Below are 14,159 nucleotides of genomic sequence, written 5' to 3'. Positions count from 1 at the left end.
CTTTCCCCCCTCTCCCTTTGGGAGAGGGCCGGGGTGAGGGGATATATTTCTTACAAGGACACCCGATGACGCAAATCGACCGACTACTCAACATTATGCAGCGCCTGCGCGACCCGGAAACCGGCTGCCCGTGGGACAAAGTCCAGACCTTCTCGACCATTGCCCCCTACACCCTGGAGGAGACTTACGAGGTACTGGATGCCATCCAGCGCGAGGATTTTGATTCCCTGCGCGGTGAACTGGGGGACCTGCTGTTTCAGGTGGTGTTCTATGCCCGAATGGCCAGTGAGCAGGGGCTCTTCGACTTTGAGGATATCTGCGCCGCCATCAGCGACAAACTGGAGCGCCGTCACCCCCATATCTTTGGCGACAAAGCGCTGAACGATAGCGCAGCCATCGCCCACAACTGGGAGCAGACCAAGCGAGAAGAGCGGGCGCAGAAGGCGCAGCATTCGGCGCTGGACGATGTGCCGGAAACCCTGCCAGCGCTGATGCGCGCCCATAAAATTCAGAAGCGGGTCGCCGCCGTGGGCTTTGACTGGGAAACCCTGGGCCCGGTGGTCGATAAGGTGCATGAAGAGCTGGACGAAGTGATGCACGAGGCGCAGCAGGCGGTGGTGGATCAGGCGAAGCTGGAAGAGGAGATCGGCGATCTGCTGTTCGCGACGGTGAATCTTTCCCGCCATCTTGGCGCCAAAGCGGAGATGGCGCTGGCCCAGGCTAATCGCAAATTTGAACGCCGCTTCCGCCAGGTGGAGCAGATAATTGCGGCGCAGGGGCTGGAGATGCACGAAGCGACGCTTACCCAAATGGAAGCGGCCTGGCAGCAAGTTAAACGTCAGGAATATGATATTTAACGACTTTTTTCGCCAGGAGCCCGCCTGGCGAAAATTTTAATTAACAAGCTATTGATTTGCATCAAAAACATTTCCTGCCCGGTCGCTATTTTCTATGCCCTGCGGCGGCCAGATGAATGGCTGGAGCCTGGAGAAGGAATGTTTGTGGGACCCATATGAATCGGGTATACTGCTTTCCCGTCCTGGTTATTCCATCGTCTTTAAACCTAACTTCTCAGGTTCAGCATGACAACGAACTATATTTTTGTGACCGGCGGGGTCGTATCCTCTCTGGGTAAAGGCATTGCCGCAGCCTCCCTCGCAGCCATTCTCGAAGCCCGTGGCCTTAACGTGACCATCATGAAACTGGATCCCTATATCAATATCGATCCAGGCACCATGAGCCCGATTCAACACGGGGAAGTGTTCGTAACCGAAGACGGCGCTGAAACCGATCTGGACCTGGGGCACTATGAGCGCTTCATCCGTACCCGAATGAGCCGCCGCAACAACTTCACCACGGGTCGAATCTATTCCGACGTTCTGCGTAAAGAGCGTCGCGGCGACTATCTGGGCGCCACCGTTCAGGTTATCCCCCATATCACCAACGCAATCAAAGAGCGCATTATCGAAGGCGGCGAAGGCCACGATGTGGTGCTGGTTGAGATCGGCGGTACCGTGGGTGATATCGAATCCCTGCCGTTCCTGGAAGCGATTCGCCAGATGGCGGTAGAAGTGGGCCGCGAGCACACGCTCTATATGCACCTGACCCTGGTGCCTTATATGGCCGCCGCAGGCGAGGTGAAAACCAAGCCGACTCAGCACTCGGTTAAAGAGCTGCTCTCCATCGGTATCCAGCCGGATATGCTGATCTGCCGTTCCGACCGCGCTATTCCTGCCAACGAACGCGCCAAAATCGCGCTGTTCTGTAACGTGCCGGAGAAGGCGGTTATCTCTCTGAAAGACGTCGATTCCATTTATAAAATCCCTGGCATGTTGAAATCCCAGGGCCTGGACGATTATATTTGTAAACGATTCAGCATCGAGTGCCCGGAAGCCGATCTTGCCGAATGGGAGCAGGTTCTGTACGAAGAAGCCAATCCGTCGGGTGAAATCACCATCGGGATGGTGGGTAAGTACATCGAGCTGCCTGATGCCTATAAGTCGGTTATCGAGGCGCTTAAGCACGGTGGCCTGAAGAATCGTCTGACGGTGAACATCAAGCTGATTGATTCGCAGGATGTTGAGACTCGCGGCGTGGAGATCCTGAAGGGTCTGGACGCGATTCTGATTCCAGGCGGCTTCGGCTACCGCGGCGTGGAAGGCAAGATTGCCACCGCCCGCTATGCGCGTGAGAACAAAATTCCGTATCTCGGCATTTGCTTAGGTATGCAGGTAGCGTTGATTGATTTCGCCCGTAACGTGGCGGGTATGGAAAACGCCAACTCCACTGAATTTGTGCCAGACTGTAAGTACCCGGTCGTGGCGCTGATCACTGAGTGGCGTGATGAGAACGGTAACGTGGAAGTCCGCTCCGAGAAGAGCGATCTGGGTGGCACCATGCGCCTTGGCGCACAGCAGTGCCAGCTCTCCGACGACAGTCTGGTTCGCCAGCTGTACGGTGAGTCAACCATCGTTGAGCGTCATCGTCACCGTTACGAAGTCAACAACATGCTGTTGAAACAGATTGAAGCAGCCGGTCTGCGTGTGGCAGGCCGTTCCGGGGACGATCAGTTAGTCGAGATCGTCGAGGTTGCGGACCATCCGTGGTTTGTCGCCTGTCAGTTCCACCCGGAATTTACTTCCACCCCGCGTGACGGGCACCCGCTGTTTAGCGGCTTTGTGAAAGCCGCGGGCGAGTACCAGAAGCGCCAGGAGAAGTAACGATAATTAATGGCAGCGCGGCTCCATCGCATTCCGAGCAGGATGAGGATACGCGCTGCTGGTCCGGATTTTTTTAGTTTAACCAGTGACTTGAGGAAAACCTAATGTCCAAAATCGTTAAAGTCATCGGCCGCGAAATCATCGACTCTCGCGGTAACCCGACTGTTGAAGCCGAAGTTCATCTGGAAGGCGGTTTCGTTGGTATGGCTGCTGCCCCGTCGGGTGCTTCTACCGGTTCCCGCGAAGCGCTGGAACTGCGCGATGGCGACAAATCCCGTTTCCTGGGCAAAGGCGTAACCAAAGCCGTTGCCGCAGTTAACGGTCCGATCGCTCAGGCTGTGCTTGGCAAAGACGCTAAAGACCAGGCTGGCATCGACAAAATCATGATCGATCTGGACGGCACTGATAACAAATCTCAGTTCGGTGCGAACGCGATCCTGGCCGTTTCTCTGGCTAACGCTAAAGCCGCTGCTGCTTCTAAAGGCATGCCGCTGTATGAGCACATTGCTGAGCTGAACGGCACTCCGGGCAAATACTCCATGCCGGTACCGATGATGAACATCATCAACGGCGGTGAGCACGCTGACAACAACGTCGACATCCAGGAGTTCATGATCCAGCCGGTTGGCGCTAAAACGGTTAAAGAAGCTATCCGTATGGGTTCCGAAGTGTTCCATCACCTGGCCAAAGTACTGAAAGGCAAAGGTATGAACACCGCAGTGGGCGACGAAGGCGGCTACGCGCCGAACCTGGGCTCCAACGCTGAAGCTCTGGCTGTTATCGCTGAAGCGGTTAAAGCTGCTGGCTACGAGCTGGGTAAAGACATCACCCTGGCGATGGACTGCGCAGCGTCTGAATTCTACAAAGACGGCAAATACGTTCTGGCTGGCGAAGGCAACAAAGCGTTCTCCTCTGAAGAGTTCACTCACTTCCTGGAAGAACTGACCAAACAGTACCCGATCGTCTCCATCGAAGATGGTCTGGACGAGTCTGACTGGGACGGTTTCGCTTACCAGACCAAAGTTCTGGGCGACAAAATCCAGCTGGTTGGCGACGACCTGTTCGTGACCAACACTAAGATCCTGAAAGAAGGTATCGATAAAGGCATCGCTAACTCCATCCTGATCAAGTTCAACCAGATCGGTTCTCTGACCGAAACCCTGGCGGCTATCAAGATGGCGAAAGACGCTGGCTACACTGCCGTTATCTCTCACCGTTCCGGTGAAACCGAAGATGCGACCATCGCAGATCTCGCGGTTGGTACTGCGGCTGGCCAGATCAAGACCGGTTCCATGAGCCGTTCTGACCGCGTTGCCAAATACAACCAGCTGATTCGTATCGAAGAAGCGCTGGGCGAAAAAGCACCGTACAACGGTCGTAAAGAGATCAAAGGTCAGGCGTAAGCGTCTGCATTAATGAGTCTCTGAAAGCCCCGGCAGGAAACTGCCGGGGCTTTTTTTATGGTTCGTCGCGGATTAGCGTGGAGTGTTCGAAAATGGATGGAATATGAACACGTCGGAGAAAGTTCCGTTCACTTTTAGTAAGCGCTTCTTTGTTAATTCGGAACACGTGAACGGGCCAGGGGGGCTCAGTCGCCACCCCCCTGGCGGCCCGGGCTCCCCGGCGGTAAAAAACGCCGCTGACACGTTCACCGGCGCCGGTATTCACATATGAAAAATCACCTTAAGGTGAACGGAATCTTCTCCAACACATCATATTCATTCAAAATCAGGCTCACGCTAATATGCAATGCCCGCCGCTTTACAGCAACAGCGGCAGCGTTGCGCTGGCCGTTTGCTGACTGAGTTCGGCATAGCGCTCATCAATAGCGATGAGAGACATCGCCAGCAGCTCTACCAGCAGCATCACGCTGATTTTGGCATTCAGCGCGCCGCCGCTCAGAGGACCTTCTGGCGTCGCCGCCACCAGCAGCATATCGCTTAACGACGCCAGCGGACTGGAAGGGGTGTTGCTGAGCGCCAGAATCTTCACGCCGCGCTTGCGGGCCAGCTTCACCACGTGCAGCAGATCGCGGGTGGATCCCGAACTGGAGATCGCCACCACCAGATCCTCCTGACCGAGCGTTGCCGCGTTCATCGCCGCGCGATGCATATCGCTGTACTGTTGCGTGCTTTTGCCGAAGCGCAGCAGCTTATACTGAAGGTAATCCCCGGGGATGGCGCTTGCCGCAACGCCGTATATCTGCACCGAACGTGCCTGATGCAGCGCCTGCGCCGCCGCTTTCAGCATCTGGCGATCCAGCAGTTTCGCCGTATCCTGTAGCGCCTGTACCGACTCTTCCACCACCCGATCGATCTCATCTCCTGCCTGGCGCGGCGCGGTCTGGTGCTGAATATCCAGCGCCAGCGCCATTTTAAATTCGTTATAGCCTTTGCATCCCAGCGTCCGGCACAGCCGGGTGACGCTTGCCTCGCTGGTTTCGCTTTCCCGCGCCAGTTCGGTAATGGTCAGGTAGAGCACGCTGGCGGGGGCGTTTAACACAAACTCCCCCAGCTTCTGCTGGGTCGGGCTGTATCCGGATACGCTCTGCCGCAGCCTGAGCAGCAGGTTTTCATGTTCTGACATGCAAGTTCCTTAATGCGTTTTGCTACCGGTTAGTGTGGCGGAAAGCGGGTTGCTGACGCCAGTCATTTTAAAAAAGTATGATCCGTCTCCCGACTTCTGGTGATAATTTTCAATATATAGATTTTATGTGGTAATAATTTTCACCATATTCTGCAGGGAGAAACCTTATGTCTGTATTCAGTGGCGCCTCATCGGGAGGCTGGTTCGAAAAAGCGCAGCGCTTTGGCAAATCCTTTATGTTGCCGATTGCCGTGCTTCCGGCGGCAGGGTTGCTGTTGGGGATTGGCGGCGCGCTCTCTAATCCCAACACCATCACGGCGTATCCTTTCCTGGATGTCGACTGGCTGCAGGCGATATTCACCATTATGAGCAGCGCCGGTGCCATCGTATTTGCCAATCTGTCGGTGCTGTTTGCGGTAGGTGTGGCGGTGGGGCTGGCGAAGAGCGATAAAGGCACCGCCGGGCTGTCGGCGCTGCTGGCGTTCCTGGTGATGAACGCCACCATTAATGCCTTGCTGATTCTGACCGGCACCCTGGCGCAGGAGAATCCTGGCGCGGTAGGGCAGGGAATGACGCTGGGTATTCAGACTCTGGAAACCGGCGTCTTCGGCGGGGTGGTTATCGGTCTGGTGACCTGTGCGCTGCATCATCGCTTTCGCAATATTGCGCTGCCGCAGTTCCTGGGGTTCTTCGGCGGTTCGCGCTTTGTGCCGATCGTCAGCTCCCTGGCCGCCATCGTAGTGGGGGCCGTCATGACCGTTATCTGGCCCCATTTTCAGGCGCTGATTTTTGGGCTGGGCGGGCTGGTGGATGCCACCGGTTATCTGGGGACGTTCCTGTACGGCTTTATACTGCGCATGCTGGGTCCCTTCGGTCTGCATCATATTTTCTATTTGCCCTTCTGGACCACGGCGCTGGGCGGCACTGAGATGATCAACGGCCAGCTGGTGGAAGGCACGCAGCGCATCTTCTTTGCCCAACTGGGCGATCCCGCGACTCAGCAGTTTTATGTCGGGACTTCACGTTTTATGTCCGGGCGTTTTATCACCATGATGTTCGGGCTGCTGGGCGCCTGCCTTGCGATGTACCACACGGCGAAACCCGAAAATAAAAAGCGCGTGGCTGGACTGTTGCTTTCGGCGGCGCTGACCTCATTCCTGACCGGCATTACCGAGCCTATTGAGTTCTCGTTCCTGTTTGTGGCCCCTGCGCTTTACGTTATCCATGCCCTGTTCGATGGCCTGGCCTTCATGCTGGCCCATATCCTGCACATCACCATCGGCCAGACGTTCTCCGGCGGCTTTATCGACTTCATGCTGTTCGGCGTGCTGCAGGGCGAGGCGAAAACCCACTGGATGTATGTACCCCTGGTCGGCGTTCCGTGGTTCTTCCTCTACTACTTTACCTTCCGCTTCGCCATTGTCCGCTTCGGTTTCGCCACCCCAGGCAGGGAGAAAGAGAACGTGGAGCAGAGTGAGTTCGCCTCGGGCGAACGGGCTCAGGCCATCGTGGCCGGACTGGGCGGCAGAGATAACCTGGAAGAGGTGGACTGTTGCGCCACGCGTTTACGCGTGACGGTAAAAGATGGAAGCAAAGTGGACGAGGCGGCGCTAAAAGCGACCGGCGCCCACGGCGTGATTTTGCGTGGCAACGGCGTGCAGGTGGTCTATGGCCCGCACGTCACCATTATCAGAAATGAAGTAGAAGAGATTTTAGCCTGATGAATACGTTACTGAACGGCCTGAAAGGCCAGCTGATTGTCTCCTGCCAGGCGCTGGAAGACGAGCCGTTACATAGTCCCTTTATTATGTCGCGCATGGCGCTGGCGGCAGAGCAGGGGGGAGCCGCCGGAATTCGCGCCAACAGCGTGGCGGATATTGCGGCCATCCGCCAGCAGGTTGCGCTACCGGTTATTGGCATCATCAAACGTGATTACCCCGACAGCGAGGTATTTATCACCGCGACCCTGAAAGAGGTGGATGAACTGATGACGGTAGCGCCGGAAATCATCGCGCTGGACGCCACCGCCCGCCCGCGCCCCGGCGGCCAGAGTCTGGCGACGCTGGTGGCGCAGATTCGGGAACGCTATCCCAGGCTGGTGCTGATGGCGGATGTCTCCACCCTGGATGAAGCGAAAACCGCCGAAGCGCTCGGTTTCGACTGCGTCGGACCTACGCTGTATGGCTACACTGGAGAGACCAAAGGCCACAAACTGCCAGAGCAGGATTGCCGTTTTCTGGGCGAACTGGTCGATGCGGTGACCATTCCGGTGATTGCCGAAGGCAATGTGGAAACCCCGGAACTGGCGGCTCGCTGCCTGGCGCTGGGCGCCCATGCCGTGGTGGTTGGCGGGGCCATTACCCGACCCCGGCAGATTACCGAACGCTTTGCCGCAGCCATAAACGCGCACTGTCGTGAATGACCCCGGGCCGCGGATTTGCGATAATCCGCGTTTCCTTTACGCGACAGAGATGATTATGCAGTACCCGATTAACGAGATGTTCCAGACGCTCCAGGGCGAAGGTTACTTTACCGGCGTGCCGGCTGTCTTTATCCGGCTGCAGGGATGCCCGGTCGGCTGCCCGTGGTGCGATACCAAACATACATGGGAAAAACTCGCCGATCGGGAAGTGTCGATGTTCAGCATCATGGCCAAGACCCGCGAGAGCGACAAATGGGGGGCGGCGGGCGTTGAGGATCTGCTGGCCATTATTCAGCGCCAGGGTTACAGCGCCCGCCACGTGGTGATCACCGGCGGCGAGCCCTGCATCCACGATCTGACTGCCCTGACCGAAGGGCTGAAAAGTCAGGGGTTTAGCTGCCAGATAGAGACCAGCGGTACTCACGAAGTGCGCTGCTCGCCGGGCACCTGGGTGACGGTTTCGCCAAAGGTGAATATGCGTGGCGGCTATGATGTGCTGTCGCAGGCGCTACAGCGTGCCGATGAGATCAAACACCCGGTCGGCCGGGTACGCGACATTGAAGCGCTCGATGAACTGCTGGAGACTCTGGACGATGAAAAGGCGCGCATTATCGCGCTACAGCCCATCAGCCAGAAAGAAGAGGCGACCCGCCTGTGCATCGAAACCTGCATCGCCCGCAACTGGCGGCTGTCGATGCAGACCCATAAGTATCTGAATATCGCCTGATTCAGATTTAAATAGATCTGAGCACCCTCTTCCCTTTGGAGATAAGGATTGTGTGGGAGCCGTTTTTCCCCCTCTCCCCTTTGAGGAGAGGGCCGGGCTGAGGGGAGGCGATTACTCGCCGCGGTACACGCAACCCGCCGTGCAGGTCTCTTTTACCTGAACCGCGCTCAGCAGCGGCAGTTGGGGTTTTACCTGCTGCCAGATCCAACGGGCCAGCACTTCGCTGGTGGGATTTTCCAGCCCCGGAATATCGTTAAGATAGTAGTGATCCAGGCGTTCCCAGGTGGGCTTAAACGCCGCTTTCAGCTCGGCAAAGTCGATGACCCAACCGGTATGGGGATCCACTTCGCCGGTCACTTCCAGGCGCACCATAAAGGAGTGGCCATGCAGGCGCCCGCACTTGTGACCTTCCGGCACGTGGGGCAGCCGGTGTGCGGCTTCGAACGTGAACTCTTTAAACAGGGTGGTTGACATGATCCGACCTCGGTGTGACAAAAAACCGCCGCATAGTACCGGAAATGTTTTTTTTTGGCATTAACTAAAACCCGCTTTGCGCAAGTTTCGCCCTTTTCAGAGACTGTGACTTATGATTAACATGTAAAATCAATTGGTTAACAAATCAGTTTTTGCGTTAATCAATAACATAAAAAGCGGTTAGGCGATTTGGTTATTAATTATTTCCATCCCTTCTTTAATTGTTATTACCCCCGCCGTTAACCTTACTTTCACTTTCTGTTTTCGCCCCCGGGAGTCAGGATACCTGCAGCGCCGTAACGTCAGCGCTCCCTGACGTTACGGGGCGGGTGAACGCTTTTAGCATACTGGAACATAACGACGCATGACGACTCAGGCCCCTCCCACTTCGCTGCTTCCGGTGACACCGGAACAGCTGGCGCGCCTCCAGGCGGCGACCACGGACTTCACCCCCACCCAGCTGGCATGGCTTTCCGGCTACTTCTGGGGGATGGTAAACCAACAGCCTGGCGTGGCTGCCGGGGCAGTCCCTGCGCCGGAAGCGGCGGCGATTACGCTGATTTCCGCCTCCCAGACCGGTAACGCGCGGCGGGTGGCCGAACAGCTGCGTGACTCCCTGCTGGCGGCGAAGCTGAACGTCAATCTGGTCAACGCAGGCGACTATAAATTCAAGCAGATCGCTCAGGAAAAACTGCTGGTGCTGGTTGCCTCCACCCAGGGGGAAGGGGAGCCGCCGGAAGAGGCAGTCGCATTGCATAAATATCTGTTTTCGAAGAAGGCGCCGAAACTGACTGATACCGCCTTTGCCGTATTTGGCCTGGGCGACACCTCCTATGAATTCTTCTGCCAGTCGGGTAAGGATTTCGACACCCGCCTGGCGGAGCTGGGTGCGGAACGGCTGCTGGATCGCGTGGATGCCGATGTGGAATTCCAGGCCGCGGCGGAAAGCTGGTGCCAGCGTATTACCGAGGTCCTGAAGGAGAAAGCGCCTCAGGGGGCCCCGGCTCCCACCGCCGTTGCCGGTGCGGTGAATGAAATTGTCACCACGCCATGGACCAAAGAGGCGCCGTTCGCGGCATCGCTTGCGGTGAATCAAAAGATTACGGGGCGCGGCTCTGATAAAGACGTGCGCCATCTGGAAATTGATCTGGGCGACTCCGGCCTGCGCTATCAGCCAGGAGACGCGCTGGGCGTCTGGTATCAGAACTGTCCGGCGCTGGTGCAGGAACTGGTGGAACTGCTGTGGCTGAAGGGCGATGAGATCGTTGAGGTGAACGGTAAATCCCTGCCGCTCAGCGAAGCGCTGCAGTGGCACTTTGAGCTGACGGTGAATACCGGCGGCATTGTGGAAAACTACGCCACCCTGACCCGGAACGACGCGCTGCTGGAGATGGTGGGCGATCGCGATAAGCTGCACCACTACGCGGCCACCACGCCGATTGTTGATATGGTGCGCTTTGCTCCGGCCCAACTGGAGGCTCAGCAGCTTATCGGGTTACTGCGCCCGCTGACGCCGCGCCTGTACTCCATTGCTTCGTCCCAGGCCGAGGTGGAAAACGAAGTGCATATCACCGTTGGCGTGGTGCGCTACGACGTGGAAGGGCGTGCCCGTAGCGGCGGCGCATCCGGCTTCCTGGCCGACCGGGTGGAAGAAGACGGCGAAGTGCGGGTGTTTATCGAACACAACGACAACTTCCGCCTGCCTGCTAATCCGGAAACGCCGGTCATTATGATTGGCCCCGGCACCGGTATCGCGCCGTTCCGCGCCTTTATGCAGGAGCGCGATGCTCAGGGGGCATCCGGTAAAAACTGGCTGCTGTTCGGCAACCCGCATTTTACCGAGGATTTCCTCTATCAGGTGGAGTGGCAGCGCTATGTTAAAGAAGGTCTGCTGACCCGCATTGACCTCGCCTGGTCCCGCGACCAGAAAGAGAAGATTTACGTACAGGATAAACTGCGCGAACAGAGCGCAGAGCTGTGGCGCTGGATTAACGACGGCGCCCATATTTACGTCTGCGGCGACGCCAATCGCATGGCGAAAGACGTTGAGCAGGCGCTTCTGGAAGTGATTGCCGAACAGGGGAGTATGGACCTGGAAGCGGCAGATGAATATTTAAGTGAGCTGCGCGTAGAGCGCCGTTATCAGCGAGACGTTTACTAATGAGCGAAAAACATCCCGGACCCCTGGTGGTCGAAGGTAAACTGGCCGATGCCGAGCGCATGAAGCTTGAGAGTAACTTCCTGCGCGGCACCATTGCCGAAGATTTAAACGACGGCCTGACCGGCGGATTTAAGGGCGACAACTTTCTGCTAATCCGCTTTCACGGCATGTATCAGCAGGACGATCGCGACATCCGCGCCGAACGCGCCGAACAGAAACTGGAGCCGCGCCACGCCATGCTGCTGCGCTGCCGCCTGCCGGGCGGCATTATGACCACGAAGCAGTGGCTGGCTATCGACAAATTCGCTGGCGACAAGACGCTGTATGGCAGCATCCGTCTGACCAACCGCCAGACCTTCCAGTTTCACGGCATTCTGAAGAAGAACGTGAAGCCGGTGCACCAGATGCTACACGAAGTGGGGCTGGATGCGCTGGCGACGGCCAACGACATGAACCGTAACGTGCTGTGCACCTCTAACCCGATTGAGTCGCAGCTGCATGCTGAGGCTTACGAGTGGGCCAAAAAGCTTTCTGAGCACCTGCTGCCGCGCACCCGGGCCTATGCGGAAATCTGGTGGGATCAGGAAAAGGTCGCTACCACCGACGAAGAGCCGATCCTCGGGGCGACCTATCTGCCGCGTAAATTTAAAACCACGGTGGTGGTGCCGCCGCAGAACGATGTGGATCTGCATGCCAACGATATGAACTTTGTGGCCATTGCCGAAAACGGCAAACTGGTGGGCTTTAACCTGCTGGTGGGCGGCGGTCTTTCCATTGAGCACGGCAACAAGAAAACCTATGCCCGTACCGCCAGCGAGTTCGGCTATATTCCGCTGGAGCACACCCTGGCGGTGGCGGAAGCGGTGGTCACCACCCAGCGCGACTGGGGCAACCGTACCGACCGTAAAAACGCCAAGACCAAATACACCCTTGAGCGTGTTGGGGTGGAGACCTTTAAGGCCGAAGTGGAGCGCCGGGCAGGCATTACCTTTGAACCGATCCGCCCCTATGAATTCACCGGTCGCGGCGATCGCATCGGTTGGGTGAAGGGTATCGACGATAAGTGGCACCTGACGCTGTTTATCGAAAACGGTCGTATCCTGGACTACCCGGGGCGCCCGCTGAAAACCGGCCTGCGTAAGATCGCCGAAATCCACAAAGGCGATCTGCGCCTGACCGCCAATCAGAACCTGATCATCGCCGGGGTGCCGGAAAGCGATAAAGCTTCGATCGAAGCGCTGGCCCGGGAACATGGCCTGATGGCGGCGACATCCAGCCTGCGTGAAAACTCGATGGCCTGCGTCTCTTTCCCGACCTGCCCGCTGGCGATGGCGGAAGCCGAGCGTTTCCTGCCCAGCTTTGTTGATAAGGTGGAAGGGCTAATGGCGGCTCACGGCGTGGAGGATGAGAATATCGTTCTGCGCGTAACCGGCTGCCCCAACGGCTGCGGCCGCGCCATGCTGGCGGAAGTGGGGCTGGTGGGTAAGGCACCCGGGCGCTATAACCTACATCTTGGCGGTAACCGCATCGGCACCCGTATTCCGCGGATGTTCCGGGAAAACATCACCGAGCCGGAGATCCTGAGATCCCTTGATGAACTGATAGGGCGCTGGGCCAAAGAGCGTGAAGCGGGCGAAGGCTTCGGCGACTTCACCGTGCGTACCGGAATTGTGCGGCCGGTCCTCGATCCGGCGCGCGATTTCTGGGAATAAACGATAACCTCTGGCCCTCTCTCTTACCCCCCCTCTCCCTTTGGGAGAGGGCTGGGGTGAGGGGAAAGGGGGCAGGGGAAAGGGGAAACTATGTCCGTACTTGATCTCACTGCGCTAAACGCATTACCGAAAGACCAACGCGGCCAGGCGCTGGCCGACACCAATGCCCAACTGGAAGCGCTGAGCGCTCAGGAGCGCGTGGCCTGGGCTCTGGAAAACCTGCCCGGCGAATTTGTTCTGTCGTCGAGTTTTGGGATTCAGGCGGCGGTTTGTCTGCATCTGGTGACCCGGCAGCGGCCCGATATCCCGGTGATCCTGACCGATACCGGCTATCTGTTCCCGGAAACCTATCGCTTTATCGATGAACTGACCGAAAAGTTAAAACTGAATCTGAAGGTGTTTCGGGCCAGCGAAAGCCCCGCCTGGCAGGAAGCGCGCTACGGTAAGTTGTGGGAACAGGGCGTGGAAGGTATCGAGCGCTATAACCAGATCAACAAAGTAGAGCCGATGAACCGGGCGCTGGAAAGCCTGGGGGCGCAAAGCTGGTTCGCCGGCCTGCGCCGCGAGCAGTCCGACAGCCGCGCCGCTCTGCCGGTATTGGGCATCCAGCGCGGGGTATTTAAAATTCTGCCGATTATCGACTGGGATAACCGCACGGTGTACCAGTATCTGAAGCAGCACGACCTGAAATACCACCCGCTGTGGGACGAAGGCTATCTGTCGGTAGGGGACACCCATACCACCCGTAAATGGGAGCCGGGCATGGCCGAAGAGGAAACCCGCTTCTTTGGACTTAAGCGCGAGTGCGGGTTGCATGAGGGGTGATAATTCCTGGCAGTTATAAGAAATCCCGGCTTTTGGCCGGGATTTTTTGTTTTTTATCAATGAATTATCCCCGCTGGCGCGGGGAACGCACGTAAATTAGTGATTAAAACCTCACTTTAAATACGGTTAATCCCTACGAAGTAGGGATTTTTATAGTGTATCAGATTGCTACTTTTAGACATAAATCGTCTATGAGATTTAAAGTGTAAGTATTTAAAGGGGGGTAAGGGGGGCGAAGTGTGGTTGTGAAGTGAACGAATTGGATGTACTATTTCAGTTTGTGTGGGTATGGGGCTTTGGGATAACAGGGCGCTCTGCCTGAACGACAAAACGCCCTGCTGTTTGGTCTTAACTTAGCGGAATAGATCTTAATGCTGGGGGGATGTATGCCACAACAAAGTAAGGGAAAAAATGCTACTTCTGACTTGGATTTATCGTCTGTTAAATAATAGGCGCTTGTTGATTCGCCTGAGGCTATGGATGGGACGCTATCTAATCTTTCGCTTTTCTCTCTCTATACGTCTGTCATAAA

11 protein-coding genes are annotated in these 14,159 nt (G+C 56.8%); 9 read left to right on the top strand and 2 right to left on the bottom strand.

Annotation, left to right across the window (positions count from 1 at the left end; translation table 11 throughout):
• Window positions 1-65 precede the first annotated feature (65 nt).
• The 3 genes from mazG to eno all read left to right on the top strand — a co-directional run bounded on the left by mazG (window position 66) and on the right by eno (window position 4,123).
• Complete coding sequence (mazG, locus tag FEM41_RS00260; RefSeq protein WP_138093107.1) at window positions 66-857, top strand: nucleoside triphosphate pyrophosphohydrolase; 792 nt, start codon at window positions 66-68, stop codon at window positions 855-857.
• A gap of 225 nt (window positions 858-1,082) precedes the next feature.
• Window positions 1,083-2,720, top strand: a complete 1,638-nt coding sequence (gene pyrG / locus FEM41_RS00255) for a glutamine hydrolyzing CTP synthase (protein ID WP_138093104.1) — start codon at window positions 1,083-1,085, stop codon at window positions 2,718-2,720.
• A 104-nt stretch (window positions 2,721-2,824) separates the two neighbouring features.
• Window positions 2,825-4,123, top strand: a complete 1,299-nt coding sequence (gene eno / locus FEM41_RS00250; RefSeq protein ID WP_138093101.1) for a phosphopyruvate hydratase — start codon at window positions 2,825-2,827, stop codon at window positions 4,121-4,123.
• Between the two features lie 358 nt (window positions 4,124-4,481).
• On the opposite strand, the gene FEM41_RS00245 is transcribed toward eno, so the two are convergent.
• Window positions 4,482-5,306 carry a MurR/RpiR family transcriptional regulator gene (locus tag FEM41_RS00245; RefSeq protein WP_138093098.1) on the bottom strand — a complete coding sequence of 275 codons (825 nt, stop codon included), beginning with the start codon at window positions 5,304-5,306 and terminating at the stop codon, window positions 4,482-4,484.
• Window positions 5,307-5,473: 167 nt separating this feature from the next.
• Here FEM41_RS00245 and FEM41_RS00240 point away from each other — a divergent pair, with 167 nt between their 5' ends.
• From FEM41_RS00240 to queE, 3 genes are read left to right on the top strand one after another with little or no spacing between them, the layout of a single operon-like run.
• Window positions 5,474-7,027 carry a PTS transporter subunit EIIC gene (locus FEM41_RS00240; protein ID WP_138093096.1) on the top strand — a complete coding sequence of 518 codons (1,554 nt, stop codon included), beginning with the start codon at window positions 5,474-5,476 and terminating at the stop codon, window positions 7,025-7,027.
• A complete protein-coding gene (locus FEM41_RS00235) occupies window positions 7,027-7,728 on the top strand; it encodes an N-acetylmannosamine-6-phosphate 2-epimerase (RefSeq protein WP_138093093.1) in 702 nt (233 codons plus the stop codon). The genes FEM41_RS00240 and FEM41_RS00235 overlap by 1 nt, the downstream gene beginning before the upstream one ends.
• Before the next feature lie 55 nt (window positions 7,729-7,783).
• Window positions 7,784-8,455 carry a 7-carboxy-7-deazaguanine synthase QueE gene (queE, locus tag FEM41_RS00230; protein ID WP_138093090.1) on the top strand — a complete coding sequence of 224 codons (672 nt, stop codon included), beginning with the start codon at window positions 7,784-7,786 and terminating at the stop codon, window positions 8,453-8,455.
• Between the two features lie 111 nt (window positions 8,456-8,566).
• On the opposite strand, the gene queD is transcribed toward queE, so the two are convergent.
• A complete protein-coding gene (gene queD, locus FEM41_RS00225) occupies window positions 8,567-8,932 on the bottom strand; it encodes a 6-carboxytetrahydropterin synthase QueD (RefSeq protein ID WP_138099067.1) in 366 nt (121 codons plus the stop codon).
• A gap of 361 nt (window positions 8,933-9,293) precedes the next feature.
• On the opposite strand from queD, the gene cysJ reads away from it, so the two are divergent.
• The 3 genes from cysJ to cysH all read left to right on the top strand — a co-directional run bounded on the left by cysJ (window position 9,294) and on the right by cysH (window position 13,627).
• Window positions 9,294-11,090 (top strand): NADPH-dependent assimilatory sulfite reductase flavoprotein subunit, encoded by a 1,797-nt coding sequence (gene cysJ, locus FEM41_RS00220; protein WP_138093087.1) that lies wholly within the window; start codon window positions 9,294-9,296, stop codon window positions 11,088-11,090.
• Window positions 11,090-12,802 (top strand): assimilatory sulfite reductase (NADPH) hemoprotein subunit, encoded by a 1,713-nt coding sequence (gene cysI / locus FEM41_RS00215; protein WP_138093084.1) that lies wholly within the window; start codon window positions 11,090-11,092, stop codon window positions 12,800-12,802. Before cysJ ends, cysI begins: the two co-directional genes overlap by 1 nt.
• A 90-nt stretch (window positions 12,803-12,892) precedes the next feature.
• On the top strand, window positions 12,893-13,627 hold the full coding sequence (gene cysH / locus FEM41_RS00210; RefSeq protein ID WP_138093081.1) for a phosphoadenosine phosphosulfate reductase: 735 nt from the start codon (window positions 12,893-12,895) through the stop codon (window positions 13,625-13,627).
• Window positions 13,628-14,159 lie beyond the last annotated feature (532 nt).

This window comes from Jejubacter calystegiae (genome assembly GCF_005671395.1).
GTDB classification, from domain to species: Bacteria; Pseudomonadota; Gammaproteobacteria; order Enterobacterales; family Enterobacteriaceae; genus Jejubacter; species Jejubacter calystegiae.
The sequence above is the reverse complement of the archived record's forward strand: the minus strand, read 5'-3'. Positions and strand labels throughout refer to the sequence as shown.

What these genes read in the sequence shown, in the direction of transcription:
- cysJ (WP_138093087.1), top strand. Translation starts at nt 9,294, where the DNA reads ATGACGACTCAGGCCCCTCCCACTTCGCTGCTTCCGGTGACACCGGAA.
- cysH (WP_138093081.1), top strand. Translation starts at nt 12,893, where the DNA reads ATGTCCGTACTTGATCTCACTGCGCTAAACGCATTACCGAAAGACCAA.
- FEM41_RS00235 (WP_138093093.1), top strand. Translation starts at nt 7,027, where the DNA reads ATGAATACGTTACTGAACGGCCTGAAAGGCCAGCTGATTGTCTCCTGC.
- cysI (WP_138093084.1), top strand. Translation starts at nt 11,090, where the DNA reads ATGAGCGAAAAACATCCCGGACCCCTGGTGGTCGAAGGTAAACTGGCC.
- FEM41_RS00240 (WP_138093096.1), top strand. Translation starts at nt 5,474, where the DNA reads ATGTCTGTATTCAGTGGCGCCTCATCGGGAGGCTGGTTCGAAAAAGCG.
- mazG (WP_138093107.1), top strand. Translation starts at nt 66, where the DNA reads ATGACGCAAATCGACCGACTACTCAACATTATGCAGCGCCTGCGCGAC.
- queE (WP_138093090.1), top strand. Translation starts at nt 7,784, where the DNA reads ATGCAGTACCCGATTAACGAGATGTTCCAGACGCTCCAGGGCGAAGGT.
- pyrG (WP_138093104.1), top strand. Translation starts at nt 1,083, where the DNA reads ATGACAACGAACTATATTTTTGTGACCGGCGGGGTCGTATCCTCTCTG.
- eno (WP_138093101.1), top strand. Translation starts at nt 2,825, where the DNA reads ATGTCCAAAATCGTTAAAGTCATCGGCCGCGAAATCATCGACTCTCGC.
- FEM41_RS00245 (WP_138093098.1), bottom strand. Translation starts at nt 5,306, where the DNA reads ATGTCAGAACATGAAAACCTGCTGCTCAGGCTGCGGCAGAGCGTATCC.